The organism is Arsukibacterium tuosuense (assembly GCF_900215315.1).
Lineage (GTDB): Bacteria > Pseudomonadota > Gammaproteobacteria > Enterobacterales > Alteromonadaceae > Alishewanella > Alishewanella tuosuense.
Map to the genome: position 1 here is coordinate 339,303 of NZ_OBEB01000004.1, position 20,001 is coordinate 359,303.

The window sequence follows — 20,001 nt, forward strand, 5'->3', positions numbered from 1 at the left end:
TTGTATGAAAACACTGTTATTGAGTTTGTTGTTAACTGTGCTGCCATTAAGTGCCCAGAGTGCCAGTGTCATTGACACTGGTAGTGGCGGACAGCGTGCATTAGCACCTGATTTTACGCTGAAAGCATTAAGCGGCGTAAATCTGCGGCTGGCTGAGCAACGGGGAGACATTATTGTGCTGAATTTCTGGGCCAGCTGGTGCGGTCCCTGTCTTCAGGAAATGCCTGCGCTGGATAAACTGGCCAGCAAATATCAGCCATTAGGTGTTCAGGTGTGGGGCGTTAATGTTGAAGCCGACAGCAGTGCCGCTCAGAAATATCTGAGCAAGACCCGGGTCGAATTCCCCATATTGTTTGATACCGAAAACAGCGTATCAGAAAGTTACCAGGTGCAGGCGATGCCGACCACAGTAATCATCAATCAGGATGGTGACGTGCACAGTGTGCATCGGGGTTATAAACCGGGCTTTGAGCAAAAGTATGAAAATGATATTAAAACCCTGCTGCGCAATTAAGCTGCTGAGCGCCATGCTGGTGTTATTCAGCCTGGCTGGCTGCGCCAGTATAGAGCCGTGGGTTAAGCCGTATGAACGGGCAGAACTTGCTGACCCGATTATGGCCTTTGGCCGTCATCCGGTTGCGTTGCAGCACAGTGCCCATGTGCGGGATTCGCGGGAAGCAGCAAAGGGTGCTGATGGCAGTGGTGGAGGCGGTTGTGGCTGTAACTAAGCGCCAGTTACTGGCGCTATCGGTGCTGTTGTTCAGTACGTCGCTGAGTGCCGCGGTGCTGCCAGATAACCGGATTGACCTGATGCAGCATAGTTATCAGGGGGGCGGGGTATCGATTGATGGTCCGGCACTGATGCTACGTAGCAAAATTGGCGAGCAGGTCTCGGTGTCAGGTTTTTATTATGTCGATACAGTGTCCGGTGCCTCAATTGACGTGATTGCAACGGCGTCAGCCTACAGCGAAACCCGGATAGAAAGCCGGGTTGGCCTGGATTACCTGACCGGAAACAGTATTTTGTCGCTTAATTACGCGCAGAGTGATGAGGATGATTATAACGCCAGGTCGGTATCCTTTGGCGTTGCCCACGATACGTTTGGCGGCATGACGACCTTAAGTCTGAATGCTGCGGTGGGTGATGACGAAATTGGCCGTAACGGCGATGAAAGTTTCAGCGAAGAATTGCGTCGCTACAGCTACAGCCTGGGCATTACCCAGGTGCTGACCACCCGCTGGATCAGTGCGCTGAATGCCGAAGTGGATATGGAGCAGGGGTTTCTGAATAACCCTTATCGCAGTGTGCGCTTTCGTGACCCCTTGTCTGAGCTGGGTTATGGTTATCAGTTTGAGATATATCCCAATACCCGCAACAGTTTTGCACTGGGGTTAGTTAACAAGTTTTATTTACCCTACCGGGCGGCACTGACGGCCTCGCTGCGTCACTACCAGGACAGCTGGGATATTCAGGCGTTTGATGCTGAACTGGAGTATGTGCACCCGCTGGGTGAGCGTTGGGTGCTGGATAGTCACGTACGCTGGTATCAGCAGGGACAGGCCTCGTTTTATGCTGACTTATTTGAGTTTGCTGACCAACAGAATTTTATGGCCAGGGATAAAGAGCTGAGCGATTTCAACAATCTGAGTATTGGAGTGGGGGCAAGCTACCGCTTTGCCAGCTGGTCGTGGTGGCCGGCCGCTAAACCAGAGTTAAATCTGGAGTGGGATCATATCCGGTTCAACTATAACAATTTTCGTAACGTCACAGTCCCCGGCACAGAGGCTGGTGCCGAGCCTTTGTACCGGTTAACTGCCAATGTTTACCGGGCCTTTTTCAGTGTTTACTTTTAGTGGGGTTGCAGCATGAGATTTCAGTTTGTTATATCCGTAGTGCTTAGCATGATGTTGCTGGCAGTGCCATCGCAATCAACTGCAGCGACAACAGAGCAATCAGCCCAGCAGCAACTGGAACAGTTAAAGCAGCAGGCTATTGCCCTGAACCGGGAACTTTTTATTCTGGAAGAGGAATTATTGTTCCCGCCACAAACGCAACTTGCGGTATTTGTTTCGGTTGATGCAGGGCATTTTTTCCGGCTGGACAGTATTCAACTGAAGTTAAATGATGACGCTATTGGCGCCCACCTTTACACCGAAAATGAGCTGGCCGGTCTGGCACGCGGTGCTGTGCAGCCGTTATACAAAGGCAACATCCGCGCCGGAGAACACACACTAACCGTAGTATTTGTTGGTAAAGGCCCGGCAGACAAAGATTACCGCCGGGCAATCAGCCACCGTTTTACCAAAGCTGACGAGGCAATGCTGCTTGAGTTGAAAATTACCGACAGCAGCGCCAATTACCAACCTGATTTCAGTGTAGAAGTATGGTCAGGCAACGAATAATGCCGTTTCAAGGCAGCAAACTGGCAACGTCGGTATTGGCGTTGTGGTTACTGCTATTTGTTACTACAGCGCCGGTAACGGCAGAGCCTGCAGCGTTGGAATCGACAGCTGCCGGGTCGTTAGCACAAAGTGAAAAGCAATACCGGTTGGCGGCCTGGCATTTTTATCAGGAAGATTACTACCAGGCGCTGTTGCAGTTATCTCTGGCAGCAGATGAACCGGCAAAAGCCAGCCTGTTTCAGGCAGGGTTGCTGTTGCAACTGGATATGCCGGCCGCAACTGCCAATTTGTTAAAACGCTTATTAAATGATCAGACGCTCAGTGGCAAACTGCCGCGGCAGCTGCGCAATATTGCTTTGCTGCAGTTCAGCCGTTATCAGTATGAACAACAGCATACTGAGCAGGCCCGTTACTATCTTAACCAGCTTAGCCCGCCGCTGGCAGAACTGGCCGGCCAGGCAGAGCTGCTGCAGCAACTGCTTAACTGGCCGGCAACTGCGGCCAGTGAGGGTGAGGTATTCAGTCGGTTGGCGGGGCAGAGTGAACTGCCTTACGTAGTTATTAATCAAATTCTGGCATTACGCCAGCAACAGCAACCAGCTCAGGCGCTGGCGTTACTGAGCCAACTGAGTCAGCAGTTGCAGGTGGAACCGCAAGCGGGTTTCTGGCAGCGGCTTTTCAGTTGGGGGGCCGCAGAACCGTTACTTAGTGATGCCACCGAGCGCGAGGCGCTGGCTGATTATTTACATTTGCTAAAAGCCGGGCTGTTGGTTGACCAATTACAATGGGCCGATGCCCAGCAGGTGCTAAGCGAGTTTGCCAGTAGCAGTGTGTTGACATTGTCAGCAATGATCTTATACCGGGATGTGCTGACGGAAAACCGGCAAATCCCAACCCTGCTATCGTTACTGCAACAGCTGATTGAGCGCTTTCCCTATGCTCCGGCCAGCTGGCTGGCAGCGCATCAGTTGGGCAACCAGTTTGAACGTGCCCTGGCCCAGCAAGATGCGCTGGCTGCTTATCGCTGGGCCGATCAGTATTATCAGCAACAACTGGCTGCCAATAGCGATCATGCCAGTCCTGTGCAGCTTGGGCAATTGGCTGACCCTGCCGGGTTAAGTGGTTGGCAGCGTTATCAATTGCGTCAGCAAGCATCACTATTCCGCTTAAATAAACAGCTCGCGTCGTTACAACAATTACAACAGCTGCATCAGCAGCGGCTGAGTCAGATTGAACGCCTTAATGACGTGGTGCAGATTAAGCTGGTGCAGCAACAACAATTACTGACCAGCACCTTGCCGGGATTAACGGCTAAGCAGCAACAATTGCAACAGCAGGCCGCGCAACTGAACTCGTTAATTGCCGCTGCAGCACAACAGCCGATGGCCGGTCAGTTGTGGCTGGATGACACAGAACAACACTTTGCTCAGTTGCAACGCATGCTTGGCAGGGCAGAAGAGCGGGTGGCGGCACTGACTGCCGCTGGCCGTGATGTCAGCCAGGCAGCAGAACGTCTGAGCCGGTTACGCGGCATTTTGCAATGGCATTATCAATATAACAGTGCCGAGCGTCGCTGGCAGCTGACTAAACAGCAGCAGCAACTGACTGCAGAGCTTACCCGGATTAACGACGCACTGGTGCGGCTTACCCGGCTTGATGGCAAAACCGAGCGTTTATTGAGCCAACAACAGCAACTGGCGACGCTGACAAACCGGGAAAACCAGTTTACTGCCGGATTAGCGACGCAGCAGCAACAGCTGTTGGCGCAGCTGAATCAGGGGCTGCAGCAACTGCGTCAGGCCGAACATGCCCAACTGCAGGAAATGCGCCGCTTAAATACGCAGGCTATTGCCCGGGTAATGGAGCAGGTATTGCTGACCACTCAGGAGGGGCAGTAATGCGCAATCAGATTCCTTATGCCGTTATCTCATTGCTGACGCTCAGCCTGCTGGCAGCCTGTAGCACTGCCCCGGATAAAACAGTGCGCCGGCAGACTCTGGCTGAGTTAGCTTCCTTTGATCCGGCGGCATTACCTGAGCCAGAACTGGTGACAGCCGCACAGTTGCAGCAGGTATATCAGGAGTTGCTGGCACTTGCCCCGGCCTTAGACGTGCGCCAAAAAGTACTTTATCGCTTGTCGCAACTGAATACCCGGCAACTTGAGTTAAGCGAGCTTGGGCCGGAACAGGAACAGCAGGCCTTAGCGCAGTTGATTGCACAATACCGGGACTTGTTACAGCAGTTTCCGGACGATCCTAACAACGAACTTATCCATTATCAGCTAGCACGGGCGCTTGACCTGACTGGCGACAGCCAGGCTGCACAACACCAGATGCAGCAGCTGCTGCAGCACTATCCACAAAGCGATTTTGCGGCCGAACTCTGGTTCAGGGTGGGTGATATTTATTACAGTCGGGCCAGTTATCCTGAAGCGCTCAGTGCTTTTGAACAGGTGTTAAGTCTGGCAGGGCCAGAGCTGAGTCAGCATGCGTTGTATATGGCAGGCTGGAGTCATTTTCAGCTGCAGCAATACCCGTCTGCTGATGATGCCTTTTTAAAGGCGCTCGATTTAACCTATCATCAGCGGCTGAGTGAAGATCAGCAACAAAGTCTGCGGCAGGAGTTGCAGCGAATACTAAGTATTTCACTCAGTTATCAGCAGCAGGCAGCGAGTTTACTGGCGCTGCTGAAACGGGCAGATTATCGTGACGGACCGCCAGAGCAGCGACCGCTACCCTACCAGGCGGCATTGTTTCAGGCTCTGGCCGACTTTTTATTTGAAAAAGAGTTAAATCAGGCGGCGCTGCAGAGTTACCGGCTGTTTATTGCTTATCAGCCACTGGCTATTGAAGCCGCCCGCATGCAACTGCAATTGGTGCAATACCACCTGGATTATGCAGAAGCTGACAACGCCGAGCTGGCCCAGCAGGAGTTTATCCAGCTGTTTGGCCCGGCAACGGCGTTCTGGCAACAAGCCCGACCAACAGAACAGGCTGAACTGGCACCGCAATTAGCCCAGTATCTCGATTATTTCGGTCGCAAGGGTTATCAGCAGGCGCAGCAAGCCAGCGGGGAAGACAAGCCAGCGCAGTTTGCCAGACTGGTGCAATACTGGCAGCAACTGCTACTGGTGCAGCCGCTGTTAGCGCCGGAGCAGAGCGACGATAGTTTGCTGTTGGCAGATGATGTGCGCTATTTGCTGGCAGAGGCACTGGCAGGCAGTGGTGAACAAGAGGCCGCACTGGACGCGTATCAGCAACTGGGTTATCCCACAACAGAACTAAACGCCCGCAGCTTTACTGCGGAGCAAGCAGCCTACCGGGCGCTGCTGCTAAGTGAAGCGTTAGCCACTGCAACCGGTGCCAGTGGGGCAGCAGCGGATATATGGTGGCAGCAGCAACAGCAGTTTGTCCGCTGGCACAGTCGCCACCCGGCAGCACAACAGGTGGCGTTAAATCAGCTGACCGAGCTTTATCAGCAACAGGCGTATTCAGAGATTGTAAGCTATGCCAGCCGGGTCACAGACTGGCCGCATCCACAGGACAGTAAACCACAGCTGGTGAACGAAGCTTTATTTATTGTCAGCCAGACTGAACTGGCTGTAGGCGATTATGCGCAGGCAGAACAAAGCATCCAGCATCTGCTGAGTATTTATCAGGCCGATGACAGCACTGTTGCGACAGAAAGGCGGCAGTTACTCAGCCAGCAACTGGCCTCTGCGGTTTATCAGCAGGCGCAGCAAACGGGCTTAACTGTTAGTGCGCAGCTGGCTCATTTGCAGCGCTTATTAAATCTGCCGGAATCGGAATACCATCAAAGTGCGGCTTATCAGCAAATCAGTCTGCAGCTTGAACAGCAGGACCTGCCCGAAGCAATCAGGCTGATGCAAACCTACCAGCAGCGCTATCCGGACAGCGCTGAACAGCCGGCAATTACCACGGCTATGTTAAATAGCTACGAGCAGTTAGAGGACTGGCAACGTGCTGCCGATTTAATCAGCCAGCAAGTAGCGCAGTTGCCCACAGGCGCTGAGCAGCAAGCATTATTGTACAAAGCGGCAGGATATTACTGGCAAGCCGGCAATAGTGAAGCGGCCCGGCTGGCTTATCGCAGCTATGCCAATCAATATACTGAGCCACATTTACCGGCACAGGAAGCCCGGGCCAGGTTGGTACAACTGTATCAGGCGCAGAACGATGTCAGCCGGCGTAATTTCTGGTATCAACGCATTGTCACTGCTGAACAGCAACGTGCTGATCAACAAAATGCAGACCAGCCAGATAGCGGCAGCGAACGCACCCGCTATCTCGCCGCTGATGCGGCATTACAACTGGGGCTGCATAACAGCGGACTCTTTAATGGCGTTTCACTGCGCCAGCCACTGCGAGATAATTTAAAGAAAAAGCAAACCCATATGGCGGCTGCTATTACGCTGTTGCAAACCAGTATGAGCTGGCAGGTCGCTGATTTTTATAGTCAGGCGCAGTATCAGGTCGCCAGTTTATATCAACAGATGGCCAGTGCGCTGCTAAATTCGGAGCGGCCAAAAGGCCTGGATCCATTGGCTCTGGAACAATATGAGTTGCTGTTAGAAGAGCAGGCGTATCCGTTTGAAGAGCTGGCAATAGAGATATATCAGCAAAATGCTGCGCTGGTGGTGCAGCCGCTGTATGACCAGTGGGTTGCAGCAAGCTTTAATAAATTGGCGGAGTTATTTCCGGCCCGTTACCGCAAACCTGAAGTTTATCTGGAGCTGGCTGATGAAGCTTACTAACCGCCACATACGAAGGTTGCCTGAGATGCCTGCCAAAATAACAGGGCGTTTTAATTTTTTGCGGTGTATTAGTGCCTTGCTGCTGGCATTGTCGTTAAGTCATTGTGCTCAGTTGTCCACCGAGGACAGCTCACAAGTGGCGGACACGCCACCTGTCACCAAGCAACAACAGCCAGAAAAAAACCAGGCTGAGCAAGCAGCAACCGCAGAGCAGGCCGCTGTAACAGCCAGCAGCGCGGCGCCGGTTCTGGCTAAACCGGTACTGCAGCCTGAGCAGCAGGCGCAGTTTCAGCAGGCGGCAGAGTTGATGCGCAGCGAAGACTATCAGCAGGCATTAACTTTGCTGGAGCCGTTAGCGCAGCGCCTGCAAGATGCCGCGGGTATTCATTACAATCTGGCTATGTGTTACTGGCAATTGCAACAAACTGCACTGGCCCAGCAGCAGTTAACTGCGCTGCTTGAGCGGCAGCCAGATTATATTGAAGCGGCAAACTTACTGGCAATAATGGCCCGTCAGGCCGGTAACTTTAATCAGGCCCGGCGCTACTGGCTGGACGCGCTGGCCCAAAACAACGATTTTGCCAGTGGCCATAAAAATCTGGGTTTTCTATACGAGCTCTACCTGGCGCAGCCCGAGCAAGCCCGATACCACTATCAGCAATATCAGCAACTGACGGCCGATCCAATGGCTGAAGCCTGGTTGAGTTTACTTGAGCAACAGGAGTAACAGATGGATCAGTTCACTATTAAAGGATTGAGCCTGAGCCTGTTGTTGCTGGCCGGGGTTTGTCAGACGCAGCAGGCTCAGGCGCAGCAGGCTGAGCCGGATGCGCCAGCCAGGCAAGCTGGGCCGGCAATGCCAGAAAATATGGCTGCTATGCGCCAACCTGCTGCCACGGTGCAGGTTGATATCAGTACCACTATCAGTGGTAATCAGGAGCAGCCACGAACCTTATATGTTTTACCGTGGCAGGACAGTATTGCTCAAATTCGTATTCCGGCGCCGGAGATTAATCCGGCGCCGGAGCCATTAAAGCCGCTGGACCGCCAGCAATTTTTACGTTTTATTGAGGCACAGTCGCTAAACCAGCAACCTGTCGCTACAGCATCATCAAAAAATAATTAAGAGGTTTACAGTATGGATTTCGTTAACAGCATAGTGCGGTTTTTGCAGGAAGGCGGCTACTTTATATTTCCTATCGCTTTTATTCTGATCCTGGGTATTGCCATTACCATAGAGCGCTGGTGGTTTTTACGCTCGGTTTATGCCAGTAATCAGCGCGCCTATCGTGAGCTGCAGCCTGCGATAGCGGCGGCTGATACCAAAGCCATTTTACAACAGGCTGACAGTAACCAGACCCCGCTGAGTTTAATGCTGGCCAGTGGGGTAAACCGCTTAACCTCGTCGCACCGGCGCGAAGATATGGAATATGCGATGGAAGAGGTGGTACTGGAATACAGCCTGCGCCTGCAAAAGCGCACGCCGTTTTTAGCAACGCTGGCGAATGTAGCGACGTTGCTGGGCTTACTTGGCACCATCGTTGGTTTAATCGCGGCCTTCTCTGCCGTAGCCAATGCTGATCCGTCAGAAAAGGCCAGTTTGCTGTCATCCAGTATTTCTGTGGCCATGAACACCACCGCTTTTGGCTTAATGACCGCAATACCGCTGGTGTTTGTGCACGCTTTATTGCAAAGCAAGACGGCCAGTATTGTTGATACCATGGAAATGGCCGGCATTAAGCTAATGAACAGTATCGGACAACGTTTTGCGGGTGGCCGGGATGATCAGAAAGCATAAAATCAGTCAGAACGAGGCCGAGCTCGACATTACCTCCTTTATGAATCTGATGATTGTATTGGTACCGGTTTTGTTGCTCAGTCTGGTGTTTACCCAGATAAGGGTGCTGAATATTCAGCTGCCGGCGCAAACTGAGCAGTTAATGCAGCAAGAGCAGGACAATCCGCAAACTCTGGAGTTGGAAATGCGGGACGATCGGCTGCGGCTGAATTACCCGGCAGGTCAGTTACTGCGTGAGTTCAGCCACAACGAGCAGGGCCAACCTGACTTTGCCGCGTTATCAGCATTTTTACAGGATTTAAAGCTGACCTGGCAACAGCAGCAAATAGAAAAGCGGGATATCAGCATTCTGGCGCCGGAAACCCTGGATTATCAGACGCTGGTTAGCGCGATGGACACCGTGCGCGCTTTTAAAACGGTAGTAGCTGCCTCAGTGGTGGATGCAGAATTGTTTCCGTTAATTTCACTGGGCCAGTTACCCGCCGACGACAGTGAGGGCCCTGAATGAAGCAGTCATTCCGAGCGAAACGAATGTTGAAGCAGAATCAGCGGCTGGCCCAAAGCTCTAAGTTAAATCTGGTAGCGCTGATGGATATTTTTACCATTCTGGTCTTTTTCCTGATGGTGAATCAATCTGATGTGGTGGTGTTGCCCAGCAATAAAGACATGAGTCTGCCGCAATCCGTTTCAGAACAATTGCCCCGGGAGCAGGTGCTGCTCACGGTGACAGGCAACGGCGTATTAGTGCAAGGCAAACCGGTCTGGCGTGGCGATTGGCAACAAGCACCGGAGCTGTGGCAGGAAGCATTGACTACAGCGGTACAGCAGGAATTGCAGTATCTGGCCAGTCGGGCAGCGCCACTGCCGGCAGAGCAACAAGCTGTGGGCCGGCCGCTGACTATTCTGGCCGATGCTGCGACATCATATGCGGTATTACGTCGGTTAATGGCAATCTGTGCCGCCACTGAGTACCGGGATGTATCGCTGGCAGTAGAGCAGCGCAGCAGTGCCCTGGAGGCGAAGCCATGACAACGCTGAGCTTAGACGCCAGCGCAAACTGGCAACAGGAAGATCAGTTTTTCAGCAAGGTCGTTATTGGCGGTTTGTTATTGTTGGTCGTATTGTCGATAGTGGTGCCACTTTATCAGGTACCTGAGCGCAGCCGGGCGCAACTTGAACAATTGCCGCCGCAACTGGCGCGGGTAATGCTTGAAGAGCGGGAAATTACCCCGCCAGAACCGATAGTGCTGCCGGAACCTGAACCCGAGCCAGAACCAGAACCTGAGCCTGAGCAACAGGTCGTGGAAGCCAGCCCGGTAACGACGGAGCAGGCTCGTGCCCAGGCGCAAGAGGCCGGGTTACTGGCTATGCAGGATGAACTTGCGGCGCTGCGCCAGACTTTTACCGTTAATCAACAGGCGCCACAGTTGCAACGTGACGGCCAGCAAAGCGCCGCCGCGCCTGAACCGGAAGTTATCGCTAACCCTGAGCTGGCAAAAACGGCGGCGAAAGCGGCTGCCGCCGTCAGCGCTGACGTTGCCAGAGCCGATTTAAACCGGGCAGAAAGCACCACTCTGGCAGATGCCAGCCTGCGTGGGCTGGCGTCGTCGGCACCTGTCTCAGCTAACACAGGCCGCGGCTCAGATAATGACCCGGCAAGCCAGGGCGGACGTTCAGAAGCCAGTATCCGGCAAACACTGGAAGCCAATAAAAGTAGTTTATATACCCTCTACAACCGGGCGTTACGTGCCAACCCGTTGCTGAAAGGCAAGGTTGTATTTGAGCTGATCATTAACCCGGATGGCAGCTTGCAGCAGGTGAATATCGTTGAAAGTGAATTAAATGACGAGCGACTGGAGCGGCAGTTACAACTGCGCTTACAGGCCGTTAATTTCGGCGCGGCAGATGTTTTGCCGACCCGTTCGAAGTGGACAATCGCGTTTTTACCCGGCTAGCCGGGCAGGAGAGAAATATGCATAACTATATAAAGTCGCTGTTACCAGGCCTGCTGGTTGCCGCCTTTGCCGTCTTGTATAGTGGCGCCCTGTCTGCCGGGCCACTGGAACAGGCTAAACGGCTGCACGATCGCCTGGCTGGGGTGCCAGCCGATGCAGTGACGTTGCAACAGATGGCTGATCTGATAGCCCAGGGGAATGAACACGGTGCAGCGGATCTCGCGATGCAACATCCGGACTTTTACCGCACTACGTTAAAATTATTTGCGGCCCCGGCCACTAACCGTGATTTGGATATTTTTGAGCCGCTGAATGATTATAGCGCGACCATTATTGGCCTGGTGCGGGACGATGCCGATTTTCGGCAGATTTTGCAAACCGATGTGCTGTATGTCGGGGCTGACAGTTTAGGCCTGCCGCCGTACGCAGCCAATAATAATGCGCACTATCTGGCATTGGATCAACAAGGTATAGATTTGCAACAATACCTGGAACCCCGGGCACAAAGTAGCTTGCTGGGGATCCCGGCAGAAGCCAGTGCCGGTGTGATGACCAGCCGGGCAGGTGCCAAGGCGTTTTTCTATCTTGGCACAAACAGGGCGATGTTGCGCTTCACTCTGATGAGCCAGTTGTGCACCGATTTAGAGCCCTTAAAAGACAGCACTACCACGGCAGATCGGATCCGGCAGGATGTCAGCCGCAGTCCCGGTGGTGACAGCCGGATTTTTCATAATCGCTGTATCGGCTGTCATGCCGGTATGGACCCGTTAGCGCAGGCTTTTGCTTATTACGACTATCAGTTCACTGACGAGAATGGTGACAATGGCCAGCTGTTCTACCAGGAAACGGGCAGTACCAACAGCCAGACCGGCAGCCGGGTTCAGCCGAAATATCATATCAACGCCGGTAATTTCCCGTTCGGCTATAAAACAGAGGATGATCACTGGCAAAACTACTGGCGTGAAGGCCGCAATCAGGCATTGGGCTGGGATAACAGCTTGCCGGGTGAGGGCCAGGGCGCAAAAAGCTTAGGCCAGGAGTTAGCCCACTCGGTCGCATTTGCCCAGTGTCAGGTGAAAAAAGCGTTTAAAACAACCTGCCTGCGCCCGGCTGAGACCCTGGCGGATGTCAATCTTATTCAGCAAACCACCGAGCGGTTCAGCCAGAGCGGTTATAACTTAAAACAGGTGTTCGCCGACACCGCCACTTACTGTATGGGAGAGTAACCATGAGATCTTTGCTACTGGTTGTGCTTAGTATCTTGCTGATAGGTTGCGGTGGCGCTGAGGTGGAACAGAACCCACCACCGCCGGTGCAGGATAACTCGACTAACTATAATGGCCCTGCGCCACAAACTGATGATATACAACAATTTAAATTAAACCTGTGGGACAATCTGGTGGCTGATAACCGTTGCGGTAGTTGCCACCAGCAAGGGAACACAGCACCGTTTTTTGTCAGACGCGATGACATTAATCAGGCGTATGCCGCAGTATTACCACTGGTTAATTTAGCTGATCCGGCGCAATCAGTCATGGTGCAGAAAGTTGCCGGTGGCCATAACTGCTGGCTCAGCAGCAACACGGCCTGCGCCGACACGATTAGCCAGTGGTTACGCAACTGGGGTAATACCACTGATGCAGAGCAGGCCGCAGTTGCACTGGTCGCGCCGGTGATCCGCGACCCCGGTGCCAGTAAAGCGTTGCCGGAAAGTCCGGGCCTATTTGCGGCAGAAGTTTATCCATTGCTGCGCCAATATTGTGCTAATTGTCATGCCCCGGATGTCGCTGTGGCCCAGGCTCCGTTTTTCGCTGCCGGCGATGTCGATACAGCGTACCAGGCCAGCCGTAATTTAATCAATCTGGACCGGCCGGAGTTATCCAGACTGGTGGCCCGCCTGGGTGGCGAGTTTCATAACTGCTGGTCAGATTGCAGTAACGATGCGGCGGCAATGCTGGCCGCCGTTGTGGCAATAAGTGAGGCAGTTCCGGTGACTGAGCTGGACCCGCAGTTAGTGCCCTCCAAAGCGTTACGCTTAGAAGATGGTGTTGTTGCATCCAGTGGCGGCCGTTTTGAGAGCAACCAGATTGCTTTTTACCAGTTTAAAGAGGGCCAGGGTAATCAGGCATTTGATACCTCCGGGGTTGAGCCTGCTGCTAACCTGACGTTGCAGGGCGACTTTGCCTGGTTGACCGGTTGGGGCTTGCAGATTAACAGTGGCCGGGCGCAAGCCAGCACGCTGAGCAGCGCCAAGCTTGCCTCGCTGATTGGTGCCACCGGTGAGATGAGCATTGAAGCCTGGGTAATCCCGGCAAATGTGGTGCAGGAAGGGCCGGCAGCGATAGTCAGTTATGCCGGTAGTGCCATCAGCCGTAATTTTACCCTGGGCCAGAGCCAGTATAACTACGACTTTTTACTGCGTAGCGCCAACAGTGATTTTGCCGGGATGCCTGCGCTGAGCACTGCCGATGCCGATGAATTACTGCAAGCCAGTTTGCAGCACGTGGTGCTGACCCAGGACCCGGTAAATGGCCAGCGTATTTACGTTAACGGCGAAGACAGCGGTGTGCAGAGCGAGCCTGCAGCAATTAGCAGCTGGGATGACAGTTTTGCGCTGATGCTGGGTAATGAAGCGGATGGTAGCCGGCAATGGCAGGGTAGCATCCGGTTACTGGCTATCCACAACCGGGCGCTAAGCCCGGCGCAAATTGCCCAGAATTTCAGTATCGGGGTTGGCCAGAAGTTTTATCTGCCCTTTGCAATTGGTCATTTAATTGACCTGCCGCAGAGTTATATTGTGTTTGAAGTGGCGCAATTTGACAATTATTCGTACCTGTTTAGTCAGCCTTACCTGATTAATCTGGATGACGCTGCACTGCCGGCCAACCTGGAGATCAGTGACATGGCGTTGGCAATTAATGGCCGGGAAGTGAATTCAGGTCAGGCCTGGATCCGTCAGGATTTCAACTTTGCCAGCGGCACTAACCTGAGCGAAGCCGTACCTATGTCAGAACTGGGTACCATTATTGCTGCTGAGGCAGGCGCTGCCAGCGATGAATTCTTCTTGTCTTTTGGGCAGATAGGCCAGTACAGCAATGTACGAAGCCAGCCGGCTTTTCCGGCTCAGCAGGTTAGTCAGGCTAACACTAATAGCAGTGACATTGGCATCCGGCCTTTTGCTGCTATCCATGCCAGTATGAGCGAATTAACCGGCGTATCGCAGGCCTCTCCTGCCATAGCCAATACCTATCAGACAATCACCCGTCAGCTGCCGGCACTGAGTGATATTGAAACCTTTATTTCAGCGCAACAAATGGCAATTACCCAGCTGGGTATTGCCTATTGTAACGCGGCAATAAATGACCCGATGCTGCGCAGCCAATGGTTTCCAACCGTTAATTTTAATGCCAGCCCGGCGGAGGCGTTAAGCCCGGCCAACCGTGATGCCTTGATTAGTCCGTTGCTGGCGCGGTTTGCTCCGTTACAACCGCTGACAGCGCTGCCAGACCCCGATGCCAGGGCTGAGCTGAATAATCTGATCGACCGGCTAAGCCAGTGCGACGGTGCTTGCGATAGCCAGCGTACTGAAACCATTGCCAAAGCAGCCTGCACTGCCGTATTGGCCAGCGCCCAGATGCTGGTGTACTGATGCAGGCTTACTCTTGCGAGTATAAAGGAGCTAACCCATTATGAAATTGAAAAAAGCACTACATCCGGATGCGCCCTTACTACACGCCTGCCATAGCCGGCCGGTAAGCCGGCGCGACTTTATTGCCTGCGGCCTGAGTGTTGGAGCAGGTATTCTGACGACCGGCTCGGTATTCAGCTTATTTGCCAACCCAACGAAGGCTTTTGCCGATTTATCGCCGGATCTGGAGTTATTAAAAAACCAGTGTGGCATTAACGTGGAAGGCGCCGGGAAAATTCCGTTTATCTGCTTTGATTTAGCCGGTGGCGCTAACATTGCCGGTTCTAACATTCTGGTTGGAGGGGCCGGTGGCCAGCTCGATTTTCTGTCTACCCAGGGTTACAGCAAACTGGGGCTGCCGGCCGATATGGTGCCAACCGCGGTAAATGCGGCGGACCCGGCAACGGGCTTTGTCAACGATCAGCTGGGGCTGGCTTTTCACAGCGATTCGCAAATGCTGGCCGGTATTCTTGAACGCACCAGTATGGCAACTCAGGCTATGATCAATGGTGCTGTTATACCTTCACGCTCAGAAAATGATACCGGTAATAACCCGCATAACCCGATGTTTGCGATTGCTAAGGCCGGCGCTAATGGCTCGCTGATGCCATTAATTGGCTCACGTAACTCCGACTCTGGTGCTAATTCAATGGCGCCAGCCGAGTTTTATAACCCGGAGTGGCGGCCGACTAAAATTGACCGGCCCAGTGATGTTACCGGTTTAGTCGACGTAGGTGATTTGTTCGGACTGCTCGATCAAAATGACGCGGTGGCGGTAATGGAATCTATTCAGCGCTTAAGTGACAAAAAGCTGGCCAGAGTAAACAGTGGTGTTACCCGCGACGATGTCATTAAAGATCTGGTGCGTTGTGGCTACGTGAAAAGTGCTGATCTGGCAGATCGTTTTGGTAACCCGGCAACGCTGGACCCGGCGGCTGACACCGATATCGTTGGCGAAGGCGCTATTTTCAGCAGTGCGGAATTTAACAGCGATGCCGAGTTTCGTAAAACGGCATCGGTCATGAAATTAGTGGTAAATGGTTTTGCCGGTGCCGGCACCGTGACGATTGGCGGTTATGACTACCACACCGGCGAGCGGGGCACTGGTGAGCTTCGCGATTTGCGGGCCGGTCGCTGCATTGGTGCTTGTCTGGAATATGCTGCCAGACGTAACCAGCCACTGATGATTTATTTATACTCTGATGGTTCGGTTGCCAGTAACGGCCGGATTGACGACAGTGAGAATGGCCGGGGTAAAGGGGAGTGGACCGGGGATAACTCATCAACTGCCGCATCAGCTATTCTGGTATATAACCCGAACGGCCGGCCTGCGCTACTGGGAGGCAGCACGGTTGAGCAGGCCCGCCACCAGCAAATTGGCTTTATGCGGCCGGACGCCTCAGTGGAAACCGGCTCTTCCATGGCCGCCAATAACGTTAACCTGCTGGTGCAAACCGTTATGCTGAATTATCTGGCATTACATGGTGAGCAAGGCCGGCTGGCTGAGGTCGCACCATTTCATGGCCTGGGCAACGCTGCCAGTCAGGACAGGTTAACGGCATTTGCGCCCATAGTATAAAGGTTAATGGTTTACAAATGAGGTTGGGGTGGCGGTACGCCAAGTTCGCTATCAGCTTGCTGGTAACGGCTGACAATGGCCGCTAATTCGCCACTTGAGTGAAGTTTTTGCCAGGCACTTTCAAGTTGCTGCAGCTGTGCTGCCGAAAGCGTCTTTTTATTAAAACCAAAATACACCGGCCCCTTGTGAATTGCCAGCAATGGCCGGTAGCGCATAGAAACATTGTTATGAGTGCTTTGCCAATAGCGCAGCACAGATATATCTTCCAGTACCGCATTGACCCTGCCGGCGTTCAGCAACGCCATTTTATCCAGATTATTGTTGATATAAACCAGTTGTCTCTTAAGGCCGGGCTGCGCTTGCAGTCTGGCGAAGTCTTCGCCGTAATAGGCGCCATCCAGCATAGCAATGGCCGTCAGGTCAACGTCGTTGGCCAGTTGCTCTACTGAACTTAATGCGGGAATGGCGGTAGGATCGGCCACCAGATAAATTTGTTCCAGATGGTGTGGGCCAATAAAAGCAAAACGTTGTTGACGCTCCGGACTAAATGTCAGATGACTGACAATATCCAGTTCGCCTTTATCGATTTGGCGCATCGCCCGCAGCCAGGGGCTTTCAATCAGGATAACGTCGCAATCTACTTCTCTTGCCAGGCGCTGCGCCAGCTCGACACTAAGCCCGCTCCAGCCCTTTTCAGTTTTAATAATATGGGGTGGGAAGTGTGTTTCTACTCCCAGACGTAGTGTACATGCCATGGCCTGTGACAGCCAAATGGCTGGCAACACAACGGCAATAACAAAAGCGTTTAACACTGTTCTGAGCATCGGGTTTCCATTGTCGTTATTATCCCAATAAGACTGCTGCTTTAGTTGTTTAAATTTTCAGCAATCATGTCAGTATAAAGGGCTTTTTGTCGTCAGGATACCGCTAATTTAGGCTGTGCTTTATTGTGCCAAGTGCTATTGCGCTAAACCCGATGAAAAATATAGCTGATGCTCGCTGCTGATAAAAATGGCTTCAAACTGAGTTTGTTGCTCAATAAATGCCATCCCACGCTCCAGCCCCATTACAAATAAGGTGGTAGACAGCGCATCAGTGCGGGTAGTGTCCGGTCCCAGCACTGTGACGCTCATTAAGCCTGATGGGCTTTGGCCGCTTTTTGGATCCAGTATGTGATGATAGCGCACGCCGTCTTCAATAAAGAACCGCTCATAATCACCTGAAGTGCTGATGGCACTGTTGGTCAGTGGCAGCTGCGCGACGATATCGTCGCTTTTACGTGGGTGTTTTATGGCCACCAGCCAGGGACGACCGCGTTTATCGCCCAATAGGCGGGTATCACCGCCGGCGGTCACCAGCGCATGTTTAACCCCCGCTTCCGCCAGCAGGTCAATGGCTTGCTCGACCGCATAGCCTTTAGCAATGCCGCCTAAATCAATTTTTACGCCGGCTTTGGCAAACTGTACCTGATTATCTGCCAGTAGTTTGATATGCCGGTAATTAATAAGCGGGCGCTGGGTATCCAGTAGTTCCGTGCTGGGTTTAATATGTTGCCGGTAGTCATAACTAAAGCCCACTGACGCAAAGCTGATATCAAAAGCACCGTCACTTAAGGTTGCCAACTGCTCGGCCTGCTGTAACAGCTGGTAAAGCTCAGCGCTGACCGTAACCGGGCCATCCGCCGCTTCACGGTTTAGCAGGCTCAGTTCACTACTGTCGATATACGGGCTCATCAGTTGGTTAATCCGCTCAAATTCATTTTGCACGGCAACAAGCAAGTCTTTACCCCGCTTGTCATCTTCAGCCCAAAGCTCGACATAGGCCTGAGTGCCCATGGTCTGAAAGGGCATGCGCTGCCATTGACCCAGGGCATTGCTGCATAAAACAGCACTGATAAGCAAAAAAAATGAGAATGTGACGGTAAATCGGATGATATGCATGGAAATAAGCCACTGCGTATAGCGAATGCAGCTATTGTTACAGAGCTGCTTAACTTACTCAATGTTTAGGGCCGAAACAGGCTTGACGTTTATGAGGCTGAAGGATGAAAACCCCTGGGGTTTATATTGTAGAAAAAAATGCCTTTCCCAATTCGGTGATAGAAGTGGCAACGGCAGTGCCGGCTTTTATCGGCTATACCGAAAAGGCAATGCATGGCGCTAAATCACTGATTAATCGCCCGATGCGTATCAGCGCAATGGCAGAGTTTCAACATTACTTTGGTTTAGCACCAACACCACTATTTGGTTTGACTGAAGCGGCCGCAGCAGATGACAACACCGTTAGTGTTGCTGCTAAGTCTTATCAGCTCAGTCACGATAGCGGCAAGAACCTGCTGTATTACGCCATGATGCTGTTTTACCAGAACGGCGGAGGCCCTTGCTATATCGTATCGGTCGGCAGTTACACCGATGAGGTGACAGGCGAAAAATTAATGGCCGGTATTGATCTGCTGATTAAAGAGCAAGAGCCGACCATACTGGTGATCCCTGAAGCGGTGTTGCTGACCGAAGACGACTGCATTGCCGTACAGCAGGCAGCACTGGCGCACTGCGGCGGCAAGATGCGCAACCGGGTGGCCATTTTGGATATCTGGCAGGGCTATAAACCGCGCCAGCATCCGGCAGGCGATTGCATTGATAATTTCCGCGATAAGCTGGGCATTAACTACCTTGATTTTGCGACGGCCTATTATCCGTGGTTGAACACCAGCATAGTGCAGCAGCACGAGCTGAGCTATCAGAATCTGGCACCGGCTGAACTGCTGCAGCAACTGCTAAAACAAGAGCGTAACCTGCCTGATGAACTACCTAAGCTGGATGACAACGCTTCTGCTGCTGATCAAGCCGCTCAGCTGAAATTGCAGCAGCAACTGGAGGCCATCGGCGAAATCAGTGCCGATTGGAGCAAACTGGACAGTGCTGAGCGGGTCGCTAAGCAAATGCTGCTGCACAAAAGCTTAAAAGCTATCAGCCCATTGTATGGACAGTTACTTGGCCAGATGAGGGCCATGATAAATTTATTGCCGCCGGCAGCGGCAATGGCCGGGATTTATACCATGGTAGATAACACCAGGGGCGTATGGAAAGCACCAGCCAATGTCAGTTTAAGTGCTGTGGTATCCCCTGCAGTAACTATCAGCCATGAAGAACAGGAAGATCTAAATGTCAGTACCCAGGGTAAATCGGTAAACGCTATTCGTAGCTTTGCCGGCGAAGGCACCCTGGTCTGGGGGGCTCGGACGCTGGATGGCAACAGCCCGGACTGGCGCTACATCAATGTACGGCGCACCATGATAATGCTGGAACAGTCCATCCGGCTGGGCACTAAAGCCTATGTGTTTGAAAACAACAATGCCAGTACCTGGGCCACCGTTAAAAACGTGATCGGTAATTTCCTTAGCGGGATCTGGCAGCGCGGCGGTTTAGCCGGCGCCTCGCCGGAAGATGCCTTCAGCGTCAGCGTGGGGCTGGGTGAAACCATGACCTCAAACGATATTCTCGAAGGCATTTTGCGGGTTAGGGTAATGGTGGCGCTGATCCGGCCGGCCGAGTTTATCGAAATTAGCTTCCAGCAGCAGATGCAGAAATCCTGATAAACCGCCTGATTTACCCAGATCCATTGCAGTCAGAATTGCCAACATCGCCATGATTTGTTTATTGCTTTCCATGCGACATTAATAGGATTAGCTTCGATCCCTTATTCTCCGACCTCCTATTCCCAACGTTCAGTACCTTGGAAAGTAAATAAAAAACCAAAAATCGACGTTTTCTGTCATCTTACTGTCATCAACTATTCACAAGA

18 protein-coding genes are annotated in these 20,001 nt (G+C 52.6%); 16 read left to right on the forward strand and 2 right to left on the reverse strand.

Going from position 1 to position 20,001, the window contains the following annotated elements:
* Positions 1–4: 4 nt before the first annotated feature.
* From CRO03_RS10505 to CRO03_RS10570, 15 genes are read left to right on the forward strand one after another with little or no spacing between them, the layout of a single operon-like run.
* Complete coding sequence (locus tag CRO03_RS10505) at positions 5–514, forward strand: TlpA family protein disulfide reductase (RefSeq protein WP_097111581.1); 510 nt, start codon at positions 5–7, stop codon at positions 512–514.
* The gene (locus CRO03_RS10510; protein WP_097111582.1) at positions 480–728 is read left to right on the forward strand and encodes a DUF4266 domain-containing protein; all 249 of its coding nucleotides are present in this window, start codon (positions 480–482) and stop codon (positions 726–728) included. Before CRO03_RS10505 ends, CRO03_RS10510 begins: the two co-directional genes overlap by 35 nt.
* A complete protein-coding gene (locus tag CRO03_RS10515) occupies positions 715–1,854 on the forward strand; it encodes a DUF3570 domain-containing protein (RefSeq protein ID WP_245861595.1) in 1,140 nt (379 codons plus the stop codon). Before CRO03_RS10510 ends, CRO03_RS10515 begins: the two co-directional genes overlap by 14 nt.
* Before the next feature lie 12 nt (positions 1,855–1,866).
* Positions 1,867–2,403, forward strand: a complete 537-nt coding sequence (locus CRO03_RS10520; RefSeq protein ID WP_097111584.1) for an AraC family transcriptional regulator — start codon at positions 1,867–1,869, stop codon at positions 2,401–2,403.
* Positions 2,403–4,301: a hypothetical protein gene (locus tag CRO03_RS10525; RefSeq protein WP_097111585.1), complete on the forward strand. Its 1,899-nt coding sequence runs from the start codon at positions 2,403–2,405 to the stop codon at positions 4,299–4,301. Before CRO03_RS10520 ends, CRO03_RS10525 begins: the two co-directional genes overlap by 1 nt.
* A complete protein-coding gene (locus CRO03_RS18395; protein WP_141397745.1) occupies positions 4,301–7,177 on the forward strand; it encodes a tetratricopeptide repeat protein in 2,877 nt (958 codons plus the stop codon). The genes CRO03_RS10525 and CRO03_RS18395 overlap by 1 nt, the downstream gene beginning before the upstream one ends.
* Positions 7,164–7,904, forward strand: coding sequence for a tetratricopeptide repeat protein (locus tag CRO03_RS10530; protein WP_170948992.1), 741 nt, complete (start codon positions 7,164–7,166; stop codon positions 7,902–7,904). The genes CRO03_RS18395 and CRO03_RS10530 overlap by 14 nt, the downstream gene beginning before the upstream one ends.
* Positions 7,905–7,907: 3 nt before the next feature.
* Complete coding sequence (locus tag CRO03_RS10535; RefSeq protein ID WP_097111587.1) at positions 7,908–8,303, forward strand: hypothetical protein; 396 nt, start codon at positions 7,908–7,910, stop codon at positions 8,301–8,303.
* A 12-nt stretch (positions 8,304–8,315) separates the two neighbouring features.
* Positions 8,316–8,975, forward strand: a complete 660-nt coding sequence (locus CRO03_RS10540) for a MotA/TolQ/ExbB proton channel family protein (protein ID WP_097111588.1) — start codon at positions 8,316–8,318, stop codon at positions 8,973–8,975.
* Positions 8,959–9,483 (forward strand): biopolymer transporter ExbD, encoded by a 525-nt coding sequence (locus CRO03_RS10545; RefSeq protein ID WP_097111589.1) that lies wholly within the window; start codon positions 8,959–8,961, stop codon positions 9,481–9,483. Before CRO03_RS10540 ends, CRO03_RS10545 begins: the two co-directional genes overlap by 17 nt.
* Positions 9,480–10,004, forward strand: a complete 525-nt coding sequence (locus CRO03_RS10550) for an ExbD/TolR family protein (protein WP_097111590.1) — start codon at positions 9,480–9,482, stop codon at positions 10,002–10,004. Before CRO03_RS10545 ends, CRO03_RS10550 begins: the two co-directional genes overlap by 4 nt.
* Positions 10,001–10,930 (forward strand): AgmX/PglI C-terminal domain-containing protein, encoded by a 930-nt coding sequence (locus CRO03_RS10555; protein WP_097111591.1) that lies wholly within the window; start codon positions 10,001–10,003, stop codon positions 10,928–10,930. The genes CRO03_RS10550 and CRO03_RS10555 overlap by 4 nt, the downstream gene beginning before the upstream one ends.
* 17 nt (positions 10,931–10,947) lie before the next feature.
* On the forward strand, positions 10,948–12,156 hold the full coding sequence (locus CRO03_RS10560) for a hypothetical protein (RefSeq protein WP_097111592.1): 1,209 nt from the start codon (positions 10,948–10,950) through the stop codon (positions 12,154–12,156).
* A gap of 2 nt (positions 12,157–12,158) precedes the next feature.
* Complete coding sequence (locus CRO03_RS10565; protein WP_097111593.1) at positions 12,159–14,579, forward strand: LamG domain-containing protein; 2,421 nt, start codon at positions 12,159–12,161, stop codon at positions 14,577–14,579.
* A gap of 40 nt (positions 14,580–14,619) precedes the next feature.
* Complete coding sequence (locus CRO03_RS10570; RefSeq protein ID WP_097111594.1) at positions 14,620–16,197, forward strand: general secretion pathway protein GspF; 1,578 nt, start codon at positions 14,620–14,622, stop codon at positions 16,195–16,197.
* Between the two features lie 11 nt (positions 16,198–16,208).
* Here CRO03_RS10570 and CRO03_RS10575 read toward each other — a convergent pair whose 3' ends face one another.
* A complete protein-coding gene (locus tag CRO03_RS10575) occupies positions 16,209–17,021 on the reverse strand; it encodes a substrate-binding periplasmic protein (RefSeq protein WP_097111595.1) in 813 nt (270 codons plus the stop codon).
* A 135-nt stretch (positions 17,022–17,156) separates the two neighbouring features.
* Positions 17,157–18,137, reverse strand: coding sequence for an FAD:protein FMN transferase (locus tag CRO03_RS10580; RefSeq protein WP_245861597.1), 981 nt, complete (start codon positions 18,135–18,137; stop codon positions 17,157–17,159).
* 104 nt (positions 18,138–18,241) lie between these two features.
* Between CRO03_RS10580 and CRO03_RS10585 the strand changes: the two genes are divergently transcribed.
* A complete protein-coding gene (locus CRO03_RS10585) occupies positions 18,242–19,792 on the forward strand; it encodes a phage tail sheath family protein (protein WP_097111596.1) in 1,551 nt (516 codons plus the stop codon).
* Positions 19,793–20,001 lie beyond the last annotated feature (209 nt).